Source organism: Streptomyces sp. NBC_00659 (assembly GCF_036226925.1).
In the GTDB taxonomy this organism is placed as follows: Bacteria; Actinomycetota; Actinomycetes; order Streptomycetales; family Streptomycetaceae; genus Streptomyces.
In genome coordinates, this window is sequence record NZ_CP109031.1 from 4172103 (window position 1) to 4188677 (window position 16575).

Consider the following 16575-nt stretch of genomic DNA (forward strand, 5'->3'; position numbering starts at 1 on the left):
GTACGGAACCGTTGTCGCGCCGATCACCTCGCACGACGCCGCAGGTGACGTCGGGAGAGACGGCCCCGCGGTGGCCCGGGGCGACGGGCGGAGCAGGCGGGGCGCTCCGCCCCGGGCGCGCGCGGCACTCGGGGCGCGCGGGACACTCGCGGCCTCAGCCCGGGGGCACCGTCCCGTCCGTCAGCCCGTCGTACATGCCGCGTACGAGCTGGTCCCCCAGCCGGCCCGCGTGCCTGAGCGCCCGCTCGAACTCGTCGAGCGCGCGGAACCGGGCGCCGTAGCGCCGCTGTTCGTCCAGCGGGAGCCGGGGCAGTTGCAGCCGGCGCACGTCGAGGCGGGTGGCGGTGGACGCGTAACTGCTGGCCTGGCGGTTGTTGGCGGTGCCCCGCAGGAACCCGGCGAGGAACCACGGGTCGAGCGCCGCGGGATCGGGGTGCAGGAGCACGAGGTTGCGCCCCAGGACGGCGCCCGCCGTCGTGCCGTCGACCACCCGGACCACCGAGCCGCCGCCGAGCACCGGCACGACCACGTCGCCCGCCTCCGTCAGCACGGCTTCCTCGTCGCTCTCGGGCAGGGTCCCCGTGGGGCCGGTGCCGGCGAGCACGTCGTGGTCGGTGAGGACGGGCACCCGCGTGGGGCCGCCGTTCCCGCCCGTACGCATCACCAGGGCGCTCCCGCGGGCGAGTTCGCCGACGGTGGTGAGCGGCCAGCGGGCGGGCCGGCCCGTCACGGCGGGCGAGGGGGTGAGACCGGTGGCCAGCCGCAGTGTCTCGTCGAGGCACTCGCGCACGGCCGCGAGCTGTTCGGCGCCGTCGGCCGCCGCCGGGGGCGGGAGGTGGCGGGCCGGGGCGAGGTCGACGTCGTCGTCGAGGAGTTCGATGACGGGCACGGAACGCGCCAGACCGGGCCGCTCCTGGAGGGTGCCGTCCCGGTCGTGGGCCCGCCAGGCGTCGAGCACGACGCCCCTGACGGCCTCCCAGTCGGGACCGCCACGCCCCTCGCCGGTGAACTGCCCGGCGTCGGCGAGCAGCACCTCGGGCCGGCCGGGCGCGTTCTCGGGCCGGCGCAGCACCCACAGGTGCAGGGGAATGTTGTACGGGGCCGCCGCGCCGACCGGCAGCGCGACGACGGCCCGCAGCGCGCCGCGGCGCAGCAGGTCGGCGCGGATACGGCGGCCGGAACGGCGGGAGGCGGTGGCGGGCGGCATGAGCAGGACGGCGGTGCCGCCGTCCCGCAGCCGGGCCAGCGCGTGCTGCACCCAGGCCAGCTCGGACTCCGCACGGGCCGGGAAGCCGTACTCCCAGCGGGGGTCGTAGGCCAGTTCGTCATGACCCCAGTTGCGTTCGTTGAACGGGGGATGGCACAGGACGGCGTCGGCGCGCAGCCGCGGAAAGGCGTCGGCGCGCAGGGTGTCGCCGACGGCCGCGCGCACGGTGGCCCGGCCGTGCAGGGCGAGCCGGAGCCCGGTGAGCGCGGCGAGTTCGGGGGCGCTGTCCTGGGCGTGGAGCTCTTGACCTGGGCCGGTGTCGAGGGCGCGCAGCAGGGCGCCGGTGCCGCAGGCCGGGTCGAGGACGGTGCGGGCGGGTCCCGCGAGGTCGGCCATGAGGCGGGCGAGCTCGGCGGGGGTGGGCGTGTACTGGCGCGGGTTGGCGTCGAGGTGCCGCCCGAGCAGGAACTCGAAGGTCTGACGGGCACCCAGCTCGGCGGCGAGCTCGGCCACGCCGCGGAGGAGGGGGACGGAGGGGAGCAGCTGGGGGCCGGTGGGGAGGTGCAGCGCGGGGGTGGCCGAGGCGGCGGGGGGTGCCGGGATCGCGGAGACCGGGGGGATGACGGGGGCGTGCGGGGCGTGCGGGGCGTGCGGGGCGTGCGGGGCGTGCGGGGCGTGCGGGGGCACTGATACCGCTGGATCAGGATCGGCTTCCGGAGTGTTCACAGTCGCAGGTCGGTTCACAGTCGACGAGGACACCGCGTCCGCCTCGGCGTGAACGCCCCGTTCACCTCGTACCCGGCCGAACCGGGGGGTGACCACCTGCTCCAGCGCGGTCGGCAACAGCGCGGCGAGGCGCTCGTCGGAGCCTGCGCTCGCCTCCAGCCAGACCGTCGGCCGGTCATGGATGAGCAGCAGCACGAATCCGGCGTGGGTGAGCGCGGTGGCCGGGCCCTCGGGGTGGCCGACGAGGTGCTGCCAGACGCGTTCCCGCAGGGGCACTTCGGCGAGTTTTCCCTGCTGACGCAGCCAGGCCTCGACCTCGGCGAGGGCGAACGACGGGCTGGTCTCCGTGCCGCCGACGGGCTTGGGGAAGTCGGCGTGCCGACGACGCCAGTTGCTCACGGCCGCACGGCCGACACCGGCCAGCCGTGCGATTCCGGCGGCGGTCACCTCGGTCGCGTTGTCCTGCACTCGCTCCGCTCCTCTCGTCCCGACTCGTCCCTGTGTGGCGTCGAGCATACCGACGCAGGCAAGATCTACCCGTTCACACCGTGAACACAAGAGGTTGCGTGAACCGTGTTGACTCGATTCACAGGCTCTGGTCTTATTGACCCAGCGAACGAACGGCCGCCATCGAGGCGTCCGCCGCGGGGAGGGGAGCAGTCGTGGGCATGAAGGGCAGGGCCGCGCTGAGCGCCACTGTGGGCCTCGTCGTCATCGGTGTCGTCTCGGCGAACGCCGACGGCAACAGCCGCGGCCATGGCCCCGCGACCGGCGGCCCCGACAGGGGCTCTTCGGTCTCCACGACCCCACATCCCGGCACCCGGCAGCACACCGGCTCGGCCGACGCGGCCGGGAAGGGAAAGGCCTCGTTCCCGGGGAACGGCGACTTCCGGGTCGGCCCGGACATCGAGCCCGGCACCTATCGCACCACCGGCAACACCGACGGCTCCTGCCACTGGGAACGTGCCGAGGACGCCGGTCACGGCCTGGACTCGCTCATCACGGAAGGCGACGTCACCGGCACGGCCGTCGTCACGATCAGCGCCAAGGACACCTACTTCAAGACGTCCGGCTGCGGGGACTGGAAGAAGACCGGCCGCCGTACGCCCCACCCGCCCGACTGACCGGCGGCCGTACGCCCCGCCCACCCGACCGACCCGCGGCCGTACACGCCGCCCGCCGGCCGGCCGGCCACCGTACGCCCCGCCCGTCTTCTTCCAGTCCCCGCCAACCGAAAGCCCCACCCGGGCACGGGCACTCGGCCCGTTCCGACCTCACCTTCGAAGGACAGATCCCGATGCGTCATTCCTCCCGCGCGGCCAAGGCGCTGATCGCCGCCGCCCTGCTCCCGCTCGCCCTGACCGCCTGCTCCTCCGCGACCGGCACCTCGACCTCGTCCGCCGCGGCGACGAAGCCGCCCAAGGATCCCAATGCCGGTCTGCTGACGGGCGCGCAGCTCAAGAAGGCACTGGCGCCCGCCTCCTTCTTCGCCGACGGTTTCGCGGTGGATCCGAGCGCCGCACGGGACACCGGCACCACGTACATCGCGCCGAGCTCCTCGCCTGCGGCGAAGCCCGACTGCACGCTGTTCGGTGGCACCAGCTGGATAGCGATCACCGGCGACTCGGGTGTCTCCTTCGCCCAGAACGACTACGTCAGCAAGGCCACGTCCGAGGACATCGCCCAGCAGATCGACACCTTCCGCGGCACGACCGCGACGAAGGTGATGGCGAACCTGAAGAAGGCCGTCGCCGCCTGCGCGACCTACACCGACGCGGACACGCACACCAAGGTGAAGGCCGTCGGGGCCGACACCACCGGTCTCGGCGACGCCGCCTACACGATCACACTGACCAACAGCGCCTGGCAGAACGGAACGACCCTGATCGCCGCGCAGTCCGGGACGGACGTCGTCACGGTGCTGTCCACGGACGGACACGACAACGGCGCGGCCACGGCGAAGAAGCTGGCCGCCCTGATCGTGACCTCCCTGAAGGGCGAACACGAGCACGCATGACCCGCCGGATGGGAACATGGCGCCCCCGAGTGGTTTCTCGGGGGCCCGGGAATCCTCTCGGGGGTTCACGGGGTAGTTCGGGGGTGTGATGGACAAGCGCGTGGAAGCCGGCTGGTTCCAGCGGCTGGCGTGGTCGGTTCTGGCGGTCGGATCGTTCGGCCTGCTGGTGTGGGTGCCTTTCCTGTACGTGGCGATCCGCCGGGGACGAGGATCCGACTGGGGCGCCTTCGCCTCGTTCGTGCTGTACGAGGTGGGGTTTCTGTCGTTGGTGAGCCTCCCGAAGGGCGAGGGTGAGGCGACCCTGGGCCTGGTCGTCCTCGGCACCCTGGTCCTGGCCGTGTGGCTGCTGGCGGGCCCGCTGTTCGACAAGCCCACTCCGCGGAACGCCATGACCGGCGCGGGCCACGCCCCTTGGCCGGGCCAGGCGGCAGGCAACCCCTACCTGCGCTGACACCCGGCAGCACATGGGACCGAGGCCCCGGGCGGTTCACCGCCGCCGGGCGCCGCGGACTCCGCCCCCGCCGGGTGTCACGGACTCCGTCCCCCCGCCGGGCGATCCGACGCTCAGTCTCGCCGGGCCGCGAGGATCAGCCCCGCCAGGCCGCAGGATCATCCCCACCGGGTCACAAGCTTCACCCCACAGGTCCCGCGCTGGATTCTGACGGCCGGACAGCCGACAATCCGCCGACGACGCATCCGAAAAATGCGGTACGCGCGGCCTGCTGACGTCGGCATGGAGCGGATGCAGGGCGGAGGACCGGACGCGATGTCCGCCGAGGCAAGAAAAGCCCACAGGGGACACAGAGCCCAAAGGGCACGTACAGGAACCCGCTTGACTCCCCCGTGAACGATCTTGACTCGTCCATGACGCGAACTTGATTTCACCTTGCGGAAAGTGACTCTTCAGCCTTTCCCCGGCTTGAAACAATCCCCCGGGCACGTGAGGGGAGACGGGCGACCGGGCCGACCGGCGGAAACCGATCGGCGGCCGCAGCGGCAGCCGACGCCACCACACCCACCGCCCCGTTCATCCCCGATCCATCCCAGGAGCCCTTCCATGGCCATCAACGCCCGCCGCAACAGACAACTGCTGGAGACCTCGGCTCCCTTGCTGCTCCCGGGCGAGCAGATCGAACTCACCAGCCTGGCCACCATCGGTACGGTCTCGGTGCGCAAGCAGGCCCTCACCGCGATCGTGGTCGGGGTGCTCACCCTGGGCATGGTGATGGCGACGGTCCGCCCGCGCGCGGTCTACGTCGTCCTGACGAACCAGCGGATCATGTTCTTCGACGGCAACCGGGGCGGCAGACCGGGCGAGTTGCTGATGAACATAGCCCGCCCGTACGTCACCGCAACCGCGGCCAGGAAGGCGTTCCTCGGCCTGAAGACGGTCACCCACCTGACCGTCCAGGGCCAGGAGGGCGCCCTCAAGGTGGACTTCCCGGTCCAGACCCGCGCCGACGGCCACATGTTCGCCGGGGCCCTGCCGGTCACCCGCTGATACAAACCGGGGCCGCCGGTGCCGGCGGCCCCACCTCGCACCACAGCAGCTTCCCGCTCGTGCCGAACAGACCGTCGCCGAGCGGGTGCCCGCCCCAGGCGTCCGCGTAGTGGCATACGAGGAAGAGCCCACGCCCGCCGTCCGCCTCGGCCGGCACGGGACCGAGCACACCGTGCCGCTTGTCGAACGGGGGCGAGATGTGGGGGTCGGCGTCCCAGACGCTGATCCGCAGCCGGCCACCGTCGAGCGCCCGTAGCCGAAGCGTCGCGCGCCCTCCGGAGTACCGATAGGCGTTCGTGACAAGCTCCGAGGCCAGCAGCTCGGCGGCGTCGGCGATTTCAGCCATTCCGTGCCCACCGAGAACAGCCCTGAGGGTACCCGGGCGATGCGGGGCGCCAGCGGATCATGCGGAAGCTGGAGGGCGTACGCCCAAGAGGGGGACGCACCGGAGACAATCCTCACCACCGGGCCGCGCCAACTCGCCGCCCTGATAACCGTCCTGCAGCCGGACCGGCACTAGCGTCTCGGGCGTTGTCATAGAAGGTCGGCAGGGTCGGCGTACCTGATCAACCCGGACAACATCCTCCTCGTCTACAACCTTCGGCCCCGACACGGAGTCGAACTGGCGTCCGGTGATGATCACTTCGCCGGGGTCACCTCTGCCCTTCTGGGGGATGCAATGAGTTCTCTGTCCGTCGGACGTGTACTGCGTCGCGGGTTATGTGCCGGAGCCGTGGGGGCGTTGGTCCTCGCCGGGCTCGGGAGCGGGGTCGCGTTCGCCGGCGGTGCGGCGCAGAGCGACGAGCTGGAAATCGAGGCACCGCGGGACGCGACGGTCACCGTCGCTCCGGAGGGCGGTACGCCGCAGTACCGGACGCTGGACCTCGGTCTGTTCCACTCCAACCGCGACATCACCGTGACCGACGCGCGGCTGACCGTCGACGTCTCCCGCCTCGACGGGGTCGCCGAGGTCGCCTGGCCCGACAACTGCGCACCTGACGAGGGCGGCACCGTCGCCGTGTGCGACGTCGGGGACGTGCGGGCCCCCTACCGCCCGAGCGTGCGCCTCAAACTGCGGGCCGACGCCGAAGCCGCCTTGGGGGCGCAAGGCGCGATCCAGTACTCCGCCGAGGCCACCGGCGGCCCCGACGGCACGCTCGTCGCCCCGAGCGCGACGACGTCCGTCACCGTCGGGTCCGGCATCGACCTCGGCATCAGCGCCGCCCAGGACGACGTCACCGGCGTCGCGCCCGGCAGCAGCCTGACCGTGCCGTCCTCCGTCACCAACACCGGCAACGAGACCGCGCACGGCTTCACGATGTCGATGTATGTGACGTACGGCCTCGATGTCACCCGCTACCCGCAGTGCAGCTATACCCCACTGGACGACGCGTTCACGCACGTGACCTGCTCCTTCGACACGGACGTCCCGCCCGGCGCCACCGTGGAACTGCCGGAGCCGTTGCGCCTCGCCGTCACCGGCCACGCGCTGCACGAGCGGTTCGAGTACGGAGTCCATCCCGCCGACGAAGCCACCGTCGACCTCGACAACTCGAACAACAACCGCGTGTGGCACGTCAACGCCGACAACACCGCCGACTTCGCCATGAAGGGCACCGAGGTGAGCGGCGCGGCCGGCGACATCGTCACCGCCGCCTTCCGCTTCGTCAACTACGGCCCGGCCTGGGTCGGTGACGTCACCTCCGGTGACAGGCTCGTCGCGATCGACTTCTATCTCCCGGAAGGCACCACCGCCACGTCCGTGCCCCGCACCTGCCGGACGGCCAGGGCACCGGGCGACGCCCCAGACGTCGTCCACTACGTCTGCACCCTGCCGACGTGGACCAGCCCCGACCTGAACGTCAGCTTCTCGTTCGGGCTGCGCGTCGACCGGGTCGTCCCCGACGCGACGGGCCGCGTCGTCGCACGGCCCGACTCCGGCGGCGGGTCCCTCGCCTTCGACCCGGACCCCACGAACAACTCGGCCGCAGTAGTGGTCAACCCGTCCGTCTGACAGCCGCGAGGGGGCGGGCGACCGCTCGCCCCCTTCCGTCTCCGCGCCGCCGGGGGACCCGTCACGACCCCGCCGCCGACGGGCCGACGCCCCCTCACATCATTTCGCGTGGAACCTCTTCGGCGCCTCGGTCGGGTTGCCGCCCGAGGGGAGCTTCTGGCCGGGGCAGCCGCCCAGCACCTTCTTCATGGCCGCCTTCTCGGCGCCGGTGACCCAGAGCCCGTACTTCTTCTTGACCGCCACCTGCGCGGCGACATACGTGCAGCGGTACGCCTTGCTCGGCGGGAGCCAGGTCGCGGTGTCGCCGTCGCCCTTGCTGCGGTTGGCGCTCGCGCCGACGGCACGGAGGTTGAGCGGGTCGTTGGCCAGCGCTATCCGCTTGCTCGCGTCCCAGTACTTGGCACCCTTCTGCCAGGCGTCCGAGAGCGCGACGAGGTGGTCGATGTCGACCAGGCTGCGGCCGCGGACGAAGGTGACGTCCTTGCCGCCGTACGGATCGGGTTCGAGGACCCCACGGGACACCCTGCACGTGCCGTCGCTGAACTTCACGTCCTTCAGATCCCGCTTGAGGATGTCGTCACGGGTGTCGCACGAATTCCCGTCGGTGTCGGCCCAGGCCGTGCCGAACCGCTCCCTGCTGTACCCGGTCTTGGGCGCGCGCCCCTTGACCGCCAGCGAGTCCACTGCGGTGAGCGCGGCACCACCGGCGCCGCCCACCGTCTCCTGCGGCTCCGCCGAACCCAGGGAATCCTTCTTGCAGCCGCTGACTCCGGCACCGATGACGAGCACCACCAATGCGGCAGCCGCCCCACCCCTCAGACGCAGCACGACGTCCCTCCCCTTCGCCTCCCCGGTCCGTCCCGATCGGACGTGATTCCCGTCTGCCCACGGTAATGGCCGGCATTCCCCGGCCATACCGGGCATCAATGGGCAAGAGGCGCACGCCGGGCGTATCGTCGATCGTGAGTCACCCCGGAAGGAGCTCTGGATGGGCATCTTCGACAAGTTCAAGAGCAACCGGGCGGCACAGGACAAAGCATCGGACATGTCCGACGCCGCCGAGAAGCAGGTCAACAAGAAGACCGGCGACAAATACACGGACAAGGTCGACGACGCGCAGCAGAAGGCCGAAGGCGCGATGGGCATGGACCGCGACCGGCCCCCACAGTCATAGCCGGAGCAATTCGAGAACCTCCCCGCCAAGCCCCACCGCGGCACACCCGCCGGGTGGGGCCGGTGTCGTTGACCGCCCCCTCTCCCGGCCCCGCGAAACCGCCCCCGTCGCGACTGTTCGGACTGTGTCGCGGCTGTTCGGACTCTTCAGACCTTTCCGATCCCCAGCGTCGTCTCCGACGGCAGCAGTCCCGAGCCCAGCACCGCTACCCAGAACTCGCCGAGCAGATCGGCGAGGCGGCTGACGGCGTCCGGGCCGAGCGACCGCCAGGGGGCGGCGGCGAGGCGGTCGGTGTGGTCCTCGACCCGGCGGCGCAGCTCACGTCCGGCCTCCGTGGCGATGCCGTCCTCGTCGACCAACCCCCGGGCGGCCAGGCGGCCCCTGGCCGCGGCCCACTCCCGCGGGCTCCAGCCACGACTCTCGAAACGCTCCACGGAGGCCGCGCCTATCGCCGCGAAGGACACCAGCGATTCGACGGGGTCCAGGCCCCCGACCAGCAGGGCGGCGAGGTGACCGTCTCCGCGGTGCTCGCGCAGGATCGTCGCCGCGTGCCACAGCTGGAGATGCGGGGCCTTCGGCCAGGGCAACTCGGCGTTGGCCGCGGCGAGCTGACGGCCCGCGGCGTCGGCGGCGTCGGCGGCCCGGCGGGCCAGGGCGGCGGCCTCGGCCAGCTCGGGACTGTCGACACGGCCGCCGAGTATCGCGCGGTAGGCCCGGTCGACGGCCCGCTCCCGCGCGGCGAGCACCTGCTCCGGACTCGCCGTCCGCCAGGCGGAGCCGATGTGTTCGTCCACCATGCGCGGGCTGAAGCTGTAGAAGGCGGAGGCCACCCGCCGTCCGCCGACGGCCCCCAACGGCGCCGCGCGATAGGGGAAGTAGCTGGGCCAGCGCTCCTCGGTCCCGTATCCGAGCGCCGCCGCCTCCTCGAAGGCCTCCGGCGCGTAGTACAGCACGGCATGCAGGGGCTCCAGCAGATGCCAGAGCCGGCGCACCTGCCCGAGGTCGACACCCGCGCCGTCCGCCGGCACGCCACCTTCGCCCGCGACGCCCGTCCCGACGGCCCCACTCGTCCCGCTCACGTTCCCGGACATGACTCCACCCCTCGTCAGGTATCGACACGCTCCACAACTTGACACTGACAAGATTGCCCCGGCCGCCCGAACTTGTCAACGACTAGATTGGGCGTACGCTGCTGTCATGCATCCCGCGAAGACCAGCGGTTCAGCGCCGGAGACCAGCGGCTCAGCGCGCCCCTATCACCACGGGGACCTGCGCCGCGCCATCCTCGGCGCCGCTCTCGACGTCATCGCCGCCGAGGGACCCTCCGCGGTGAGCCTGCGCGACCTGGCCCGCCGCGCGGGCGTCTCGCACGCCGCCCCGGCGCACCATTTCAAGGACCGCGTCGGCCTGCTCACAGCCATCGCCGCGGAGGGCTTCGGGCTCCTGGCGACCGCGCTCGACGACGCCGGGGACCTGCGCGACGCGGGCGTGCGTTACGTACGCTTCGCGCGGGAGCATCCCGCCCACTTCCAGGTCATGTTCGCCCCGGAGCTGCTCCGGGAGAACGACCTGGAGCTCACGACGGCCCGGACACTGGCCGGCGGGCGGCTGCGGGCCGCCGTGTCCGCGCTCCCCTCGGAGGGCCGCGGCCCCGACACCCGCCTCGCCGGCATCGCGGCCTGGTCCCTGGCCCACGGCTTCGCCACCCTCCTGATCAGCCACAACCTGGACGGCCAGGTGGGCGGGCAGGACGCCGAAGAGGTCTTCCACGCGCTGACGGGCATGCTGTTCCGCCCCGAGCGGCCCTGAGCCACGCGGCCCTGAGCCACGCGGCCCTGAGCCACGCAGGCTTGAGCCGCGAGCCCTGAGCCATGCAGCCCTGATCCGCGCAGGCCTGCCCGCTCCCCGGCCGCGGCGAGGAGCGGAAGAGCCTCCGGCCCCTCCTGCCCCTCCTGCCCTACGCGCCCTCCTGCCCCTACGACCCCAGGATCGAGGCGAGGAACTCCCCGGTCCAGCCGAGCAGTTCTCGTCCCACCAGCGGCCTTCCGCCGACCTTCGCGGTCTTCGGGCGCGGGACGAGGATCTGGTGGGCCGTCGGCTTGATGACGGTCCCCGGATACAGGCGCTGCAGACGCAGCTCCTGGGACTCCCTCAACTCCACCGGCGCGAAGCGGACGTTGTTGCCCTGGAGGACGATCTCGCCGACCCCGCAGGCACGCGCGAGCATCCGCAGGCCCGCCACCAGGAGCAGGTTCTCCACCGGCTCCGGGAGCTTGCCGTAGCGGTCGACGAGTTCCTCGCGTACGGCCGTGACGTCCTCCTCCGTGTTCGCGGAGGCGATGGACCGGTACGCGGCGAGGCGCAGCCGCTCGCCCGGCGCGTACTCGTGCGGGACATGCGCGTCGACCGGCAGCTCGATCTTGACCTCCAGCGGCGGCTCCTCCTCCACACCGCCCTCCAGGGAGGCGCGGTAGTCCGCGACCGCCTCGCCCACCATGCGGACGTACAGGTCGAAGCCGACGCCGGCGATGTGACCCGACTGTTCGCCGCCGAGCAGGTTGCCCGCGCCGCGGATCTCCAGGTCCTTCATCGCCACGTACATGCCCGCGCCCATCTCGGTGTGCTGGGCGATCGTCGCGAGCCGCTCGTGGGCCGTCTCCGTGAGGGGCTTCTCCGGCGGATACAGGAAGTAGGCGTAGCCGCGTTCCCGGCCGCGGCCCACCCGGCCACGCAGCTGGTGCAGCTGCGAGAGGCCGAAGTTGTCGCCGCGCTCCACGATCAGCGTGTTCGCGTTCGAGATGTCGATGCCCGACTCGACGATCGTCGTGGAGACCAGCACGTCGAACTTCTTCTCCCAGAAGTCGACGACCACCTGTTCCAGGGCCTGCTCCCCCATCTGGCCGTGGGCGGTGGCGATCCGCGCCTCCGGGACGATCTCCCTGAGCCGGGCGGCCGCCCGGTCGATGGACTCGACCCGGTTGTGGATGTAGAAGACCTGGCCCTCGCGCAGCAGTTCACGGCGGATCGCGGCGCCGATCTGCTTCTCCTCGTACGGGCCGACGAAGGTCAGCACCGGGTGCCGCTCCTCCGGCGGAGTGGTGATCGTGGACATCTCGCGGATGCCCGTGACCGCCATTTCGAGCGTACGGGGGATGGGGGTGGCGGACATCGTCAGGACGTCGACGTTGGCGCGGAGCTTCTTCAGCTGCTCCTTGTGCTCGACGCCGAAGCGCTGCTCCTCGTCGACGATGACCAGGCCGAGGTCCTTGAACTTGGTCTCGGAGGAGAACAGGCGGTGGGTGCCGATGACGAGGTCGACCGAGCCCTCGCGCAAGCCCTCCAGGACCGCCTTGGCCTCGGTGTCCGTCTGGAAGCGGGACAGGGCGCGGACGTTCACCGGGAACTGCGAGTAGCGCTCGGAGAACGTGCCGAAGTGCTGCTGCACGAGCAGGGTCGTGGGGACCAGGACCGCGACCTGCTTGCCGTCCTGCACCGCCTTGAACGCGGCACGGACCGCGATCTCCGTCTTGCCGTAGCCGACGTCGCCGCAGATCAGGCGGTCCATCGGGACCGTCTTCTCCATGTCCTCCTTGACCTCGGCGATCGTCGTGAGCTGGTCGGGGGTCTCCGCGTACGGGAACGCGTCCTCCAGCTCGCGCTGCCAGGGCGTGTCGGCGCCGAACGCGTGGCCCGGGGCCGCCATCCGCGCCGAGTACAGCTTGATCAGGTCCGCGGCGATCTCCTTGACCGCCTTCTTGGCGCGCGCCTTGGTCTTGGTCCAGTCGGCGCCGCCCAGGCGGTGCATCGTCGGGGCCTCGCCGCCGACGTACTTGGTGATCTGCTCCAGCTGGTCGGTGGGGATGTAGAGGCGGTCGCCCGGCTGGCCGCGCTTGGCGGGGGCGTACTCGACGACCAGGTACTCGCGGGTCGCGGTCTGGACGGTGCGCTGCACCATCTCGATGTAGCGGCCGACACCGTGCTGTTCATGGACGATGTAGTCGCCGGTCTCCAGGGTCAGCGGGTCGATCGTCTTGCGGCGGCGGGCCGGCATCCGGGCACCGTCCTTGCCCGCCGCCTTCTGGCCGGAGAGGTCGGTCTCGGTCAGGACGGCGAGCCGCAGCGCCGGGTCGACGAAGCCGTAGTCGATGGAGCCGCACGCCACGTGCACGACAGAGGGGCCGAGCCCGGCGAGGTCGGTATCCAGGCGGGCGGCGATGCCCTCGCCGCCCAGCACCTCGACGGTGCGGGCCGCCGGGCCGTGCGCCTCGGTGACGTAGACCGTGTGCCAGCCCTCGGCCAGCCAGCCCTTGGTGTCGGCGAGCGCGCGGGCGGTGTCGCCGCGGTAGGTCTCGGGGGCGTGCATCCCCAGCTTGAGGGTGTCCCCCACCCCGCCGGCGAAGGCGTCCGTGAGTTCCCCGTCGGCGGCGAACGGCGACACCGACCACCACATCATGTCCAGCTCGCGGGCCCGGTCCCGTACGTCCGCGATGGACCACAGGGAGGCCGCGCCGACGTCGATGGGCGCCTCGCCGCCCCCGGCCGTCGCCGCCCAGGACGCCTGGAGGAACTCCTGCGAGGTCGCGACCAGGTCCGAGGCCCGGGTCCGTACCCGCTCCGGATCGCACACGACCGTCATCGCGCCCTCGGGCAGGACGTCGAGCAGCAGTTCCATGTCGTCGACGAGGACCGGGGCGAGCGATTCCATGCCTTCGACGGCGATGCCCTCGGCGATCTTGCCGAGGAGTTCACCCAGCTCCGGGTGGGCCTCGGCGAGGGCCTCGGCGCGCGCCCGGACGTCCTCCGTGAGCAGCAGTTCGCGGCAGGGCGGGGCCCACAGGCCGTGCGCGGCGACTTCGAGCGAGCGCTGGTCCGCGATCTTGAAGTAGCGGATCTCCTCGATGTCATCGCCCCAGAACTCCACCCGCAGCGGGTGCTCCTCGGTGGGCGGGAAGACGTCCAGGATGCCGCCGCGGACGGCGAACTCGCCGCGCTTCTCCACGAGTTCGACGCGGGAGTACGCGGCTGCCGCGAGCGCCTCGACGGTCTCGCCCAGGTCGGCGCTCACGCCGGTGCGCAGGACGACGGGTTCCAGGTCGCCCAGACCCTTGACCTGCGGCTGGAGGACCGAGCGGATGGGGGCCACGACGACGGACACCGGGCCGGTCTCGGGGTCGTCGGGGCGTGGGTGGGAAAGGCGCCGCAGGACGGCGAGGCGCCGGCCGACCGTGTCCGAGCGGGGCGAGAGCCGCTCGTGGGGCAACGTCTCCCACGAGGGGTACTCCGCGACGCCGTCCGGCGGGAGCAGGGAGCGCAGGGCCGCGGCCAGGTCCTCGGCCTCGCGGCCCGTTGCCGTCACGGCCAGTACCGTGCGGCCGGTCTCGCGGGCGAGCGCGGCGACGGCGAACGGGCGTGCCGCCGGTGGGCCGACCAGGTCGACATGCCTCCTGTTGCCGTCGGCGGCGGCCTTCACCGCCTCCGTGAGGGCGGCGTCCTTGACGACGGCGTCGAGCAGACCGTGCAGGCTCATGAAGGGCTTTCCGTCCGAGGGCTTGGGGCACGTGCGGGGCGTACCGGAGGCCGGGTGGCCAGCGCGAAGGGCCCGACGCGTGAAACGAGCCGGGGGTGTCCAGACTACGACGGCGCGGTGCCGTGTGCCGGGGCTGTGGACAACCGCGGGCCCCGGGGAGACGCAGGCGCCCGATACGACTGCGAGCGGCTCGTGTCGGGCTCAGGGCACGGCCCTCCGGCGCGCCCCTCACCCGGCTGGCCCTTTCGGCACGATCCCGTGGACAGCGCCGCCCGAGCCGCACTCGGCCTCATGCACATCTACCGCAACACGCGTGCGGACCAGGGCGGTAGCGCGATCTCCTCGTGTCATATTCGGGAAGCTGGCGTCGATTAGACATGTGGCATCCGGGTACCAATCGGATGGACGACACTAGTAAGACAATCGGCATGACGCTAGCGGTCGAGTAGGGTATGGCTCTCCGAGCCATGCCACTTCGCCGCCTCCTCATTGCCGCACGTCGACTCGCGCCGTCACCATTCGAAGGAGCACCATGCCCACCGCTTTGGACCCCAGCCTGAACCGCCGCAAGCTGCGCCTCGCCCTGAGGAGCGCTCGCGACAAGGCCGGGCTGACCCAGCGAGACGCCGCAGAGGCGCTGGAGTGGTCACTTTCCAAAGTCATCCGCATCGAGGCGGGCACCGTGAGCCTCTCGGTGACGGACCTCCGCGCCATGCTCCGGGAGTACGGCGTGACGGCGCCGGAAGCCGTTTCCGAACTGGAGGAAGCCGCTCGCGGAAGCAAGGGGCAGTCGTGGTGGTCGGAGTACAGCGACGTCATGACCCCGGTCTTCGCCCAGTTCCTGGGCTACGAGAGTGCCGCCACCCTGATCCGCGCCTATCACCCGAGCCTGATTCCGGGCCTCCTCCAGACGACGGACTACGCGAACGCTCTCTTCGAAGCGAGCCCGATGGACACCAGGCGCCTGCAGCGCACCCTCGACATGAGGCTCGCCCGTCAGGAGCGTGTTCTGCAGGAAGGCGGTCCGAAGGTCGAGGTGGTCCTCGACGAGGCGGCCTTGCGCCGTCAGATCGGCGGTCCCGCGACGATGCGCCAGCAGGTGTCCCACATCAGGGAAATCGCCTCGGGGGAACAGGTGAGCGCCCACATCCTGCCCTTCACCGCCGGGGCCCACGACAGTCTGGAGAGCAGCTTCTTCCTCCTCAGCTTCCAGGACGAGGAGGACGCGCTCTACCTCGTCGGCCCTGGAGGAACCCTCACCAACCGGGATGACCGGGAGATCATCGCCCGGTACCAGGAATGCTACGAGGACCTGCGAGGCAAGGCGCTGTCGGAGACCGACACGCTCGCGCTTCTCGATGAACTCATCGAGTTCCACCACGCCCGGGGCTAGGCCACATTCACGCAGGGGGAAGGACGCCGTGAACGCCGACAGGAAGGGCAGAAAGGGCCGCGACTCGCACCCCTGCCCAAGATGTCCGGCCGACGGCTCTCAGCGGCCCCCCGAAAGCACTGCCGTCCCCGACCCCACGTACAACGCATTGGTGCAGCAGGGGATTTCCAGCAACGCGGCGTCCTCCCGCCTCCGCCAGATCAAGGATTCCGAGACCACCAACAGGATCAGACAGCGGGAAGCCCACATCGACGGTCTGATACGCGTCTTCCGCAATGTCGCCGCTGTGGCCGTGTTCGCCGTGGTGACCTTGACGGTGGTGGCCTACGCGGGCATGAAGGCCGGGATCCCTCCGGAAGCCTGTATCGCCGGCGGTGTCACCAGCGCGACGCTCCTGGTCAGGGCCTTCACCAAGATTTTCGATGCGGTGCGTTCCTCACTGCCGGCCGCACCAGAAGACCGACCGTCCAACGGCGAGCCGTAGCGGCGTCGGTGACCCACCACCAGGCAGCCGCCATCGTGGCGACCAGCAGGACAGCCACCCACACGATGATGCGGGCGACGAACCCGGCGGCCAGGAGTGACACGGCCGCTCCCGCCGCGGTGGCGGACATTCCCGTGAGCAGGCAGTAGAGGCCGAACCCCCTGCGGTCCGGCGGACAGGTCTTGCGCTGTTGGCCGTTCATTTTCACGTCCGGCTGTCTCGCCATCACTTCCTGACCGGCTCGGATCTCCCGTCCGACACCACATGCCGCACTATCGCGTGCCACGCCTGTGGGGTGAACGACAGTATCCCAACGCCGGACAGCTTGGAGTCACGCACCAGAACCTGCGCGCCGGTGAAGGCGACCTCGCAGCATGTACCAGCTTCTGTGCCGCTGTAGCTGCTCTTCCGCCATGTGAACGTGCTCCCACCACGACGCAACGCTACCCCCCTCTCACTGCTCAAGGCGCGTTCCCGGTCGGTCGATGGTGCACGACGCAGCGCACCAGGCACCAGGACACGGCATGACAGG

15 protein-coding genes are annotated in these 16575 nt (G+C 71.2%); 9 read left to right on the forward strand and 6 right to left on the reverse strand.

The window, feature by feature from the left end:
* Positions 1-154: 154 nt before the first annotated feature.
* Entirely contained in the window at positions 155-2401 is a 2247-nt protein-coding gene (locus OG410_RS17950) for an N-6 DNA methylase (protein WP_329300095.1), read from the reverse strand.
* A 200-nt stretch (positions 2402-2601) separates the two neighbouring features.
* On the opposite strand from OG410_RS17950, the gene OG410_RS17955 reads away from it, so the two are divergent.
* The 4 genes from OG410_RS17955 (at position 2602) to OG410_RS17970 (ending at position 5451) form a co-directional block, all read left to right on the forward strand.
* Positions 2602-3057, forward strand: a complete 456-nt coding sequence (locus OG410_RS17955) for a hypothetical protein (RefSeq protein ID WP_329300096.1) — start codon at positions 2602-2604, stop codon at positions 3055-3057.
* 173 nt (positions 3058-3230) lie between these two features.
* The gene (locus OG410_RS17960) at positions 3231-3950 is read left to right on the forward strand and encodes a hypothetical protein (RefSeq protein WP_329300097.1); all 720 of its coding nucleotides are present in this window, start codon (positions 3231-3233) and stop codon (positions 3948-3950) included.
* Positions 3951-4038: 88 nt separating this feature from the next.
* Positions 4039-4401 carry a hypothetical protein gene (locus OG410_RS17965; RefSeq protein ID WP_329300098.1) on the forward strand — a complete coding sequence of 121 codons (363 nt, stop codon included), beginning with the start codon at positions 4039-4041 and terminating at the stop codon, positions 4399-4401.
* Positions 4402-5007: 606 nt separating this feature from the next.
* Positions 5008-5451, forward strand: coding sequence for a hypothetical protein (locus OG410_RS17970; RefSeq protein ID WP_329300099.1), 444 nt, complete (start codon positions 5008-5010; stop codon positions 5449-5451).
* Here OG410_RS17970 and OG410_RS17975 read toward each other — a convergent pair.
* Positions 5441-5797: an ATP-binding protein gene (locus tag OG410_RS17975; RefSeq protein WP_329300100.1), complete on the reverse strand. Its 357-nt coding sequence runs from the start codon at positions 5795-5797 to the stop codon at positions 5441-5443. The two genes, OG410_RS17970 and OG410_RS17975, sit on opposite strands and share 11 nt — an antisense overlap.
* A gap of 333 nt (positions 5798-6130) precedes the next feature.
* Here OG410_RS17975 and OG410_RS17980 point away from each other — a divergent pair, with 333 nt between their 5' ends.
* The gene (locus OG410_RS17980; RefSeq protein WP_329300101.1) at positions 6131-7465 is read left to right on the forward strand and encodes a hypothetical protein; all 1335 of its coding nucleotides are present in this window, start codon (positions 6131-6133) and stop codon (positions 7463-7465) included.
* 99 nt (positions 7466-7564) lie between these two features.
* Here the strand turns inward: OG410_RS17980 and OG410_RS17985 are convergent, their stop codons facing one another.
* On the reverse strand, positions 7565-8293 hold the full coding sequence (locus OG410_RS17985) for an HNH endonuclease family protein (RefSeq protein WP_329300102.1): 729 nt from the start codon (positions 8291-8293) through the stop codon (positions 7565-7567).
* Positions 8294-8453: 160 nt separating this feature from the next.
* On the opposite strand from OG410_RS17985, the gene OG410_RS17990 reads away from it, so the two are divergent.
* The gene (locus OG410_RS17990; protein WP_329300103.1) at positions 8454-8639 is read left to right on the forward strand and encodes an antitoxin; all 186 of its coding nucleotides are present in this window, start codon (positions 8454-8456) and stop codon (positions 8637-8639) included.
* Positions 8640-8785: 146 nt separating this feature from the next.
* Here the strand turns inward: OG410_RS17990 and OG410_RS17995 are convergent, their stop codons facing one another.
* Complete coding sequence (locus OG410_RS17995; protein WP_329300104.1) at positions 8786-9730, reverse strand: SCO6745 family protein; 945 nt, start codon at positions 9728-9730, stop codon at positions 8786-8788.
* Positions 9731-9836: 106 nt separating this feature from the next.
* Here OG410_RS17995 and OG410_RS18000 point away from each other — a divergent pair, with 106 nt between their 5' ends.
* Positions 9837-10448: a TetR/AcrR family transcriptional regulator gene (locus tag OG410_RS18000; protein WP_329300105.1), complete on the forward strand. Its 612-nt coding sequence runs from the start codon at positions 9837-9839 to the stop codon at positions 10446-10448.
* 166 nt (positions 10449-10614) lie between these two features.
* On the opposite strand, the gene mfd is transcribed toward OG410_RS18000, so the two are convergent.
* The gene (gene mfd / locus OG410_RS18005) at positions 10615-14166 is read right to left on the reverse strand and encodes a transcription-repair coupling factor (protein WP_329300106.1); all 3552 of its coding nucleotides are present in this window, start codon (positions 14164-14166) and stop codon (positions 10615-10617) included.
* Positions 14167-14698: 532 nt separating this feature from the next.
* Here mfd and OG410_RS18010 point away from each other — a divergent pair.
* Together OG410_RS18010 and OG410_RS18015 are read left to right on the forward strand one after the other, a co-directional pair.
* Entirely contained in the window at positions 14699-15559 is an 861-nt protein-coding gene (locus OG410_RS18010) for a helix-turn-helix domain-containing protein (protein WP_329300107.1), read from the forward strand.
* A 28-nt stretch (positions 15560-15587) separates the two neighbouring features.
* Positions 15588-16043: a hypothetical protein gene (locus tag OG410_RS18015; protein ID WP_329300108.1), complete on the forward strand. Its 456-nt coding sequence runs from the start codon at positions 15588-15590 to the stop codon at positions 16041-16043.
* Positions 16044-16268: 225 nt separating this feature from the next.
* Here the strand turns inward: OG410_RS18015 and OG410_RS18020 are convergent, their stop codons facing one another.
* Positions 16269-16556, reverse strand: a complete 288-nt coding sequence (locus tag OG410_RS18020; protein ID WP_329300109.1) for a DUF397 domain-containing protein — start codon at positions 16554-16556, stop codon at positions 16269-16271.
* Between the last annotated feature and the right edge of the window lie 19 nt (positions 16557-16575).

Coding starts and splice junctions, on each gene's coding strand:
- OG410_RS17955 (WP_329300096.1), top strand. CDS start 2,602: ATGAAGGGCAGGGCCGCGCTGAGCGCCACTGTGGGCCTCGTCGTCATC.
- OG410_RS17960 (WP_329300097.1), top strand. CDS start 3,231: ATGCGTCATTCCTCCCGCGCGGCCAAGGCGCTGATCGCCGCCGCCCTG.
- OG410_RS17965 (WP_329300098.1), top strand. CDS start 4,039: ATGGACAAGCGCGTGGAAGCCGGCTGGTTCCAGCGGCTGGCGTGGTCG.
- OG410_RS17970 (WP_329300099.1), top strand. CDS start 5,008: ATGGCCATCAACGCCCGCCGCAACAGACAACTGCTGGAGACCTCGGCT.
- OG410_RS17975 (WP_329300100.1), bottom strand. CDS start 5,797: ATGGCTGAAATCGCCGACGCCGCCGAGCTGCTGGCCTCGGAGCTTGTC.
- OG410_RS17980 (WP_329300101.1), top strand. CDS start 6,131: ATGAGTTCTCTGTCCGTCGGACGTGTACTGCGTCGCGGGTTATGTGCC.
- OG410_RS17990 (WP_329300103.1), top strand. CDS start 8,454: ATGGGCATCTTCGACAAGTTCAAGAGCAACCGGGCGGCACAGGACAAA.
- OG410_RS17995 (WP_329300104.1), bottom strand. CDS start 9,730: ATGTCCGGGAACGTGAGCGGGACGAGTGGGGCCGTCGGGACGGGCGTC.
- OG410_RS18000 (WP_329300105.1), top strand. CDS start 9,837: ATGCATCCCGCGAAGACCAGCGGTTCAGCGCCGGAGACCAGCGGCTCA.
- mfd (WP_329300106.1), bottom strand. CDS start 14,166: ATGAGCCTGCACGGTCTGCTCGACGCCGTCGTCAAGGACGCCGCCCTC.
- OG410_RS18010 (WP_329300107.1), top strand. CDS start 14,699: ATGCCCACCGCTTTGGACCCCAGCCTGAACCGCCGCAAGCTGCGCCTC.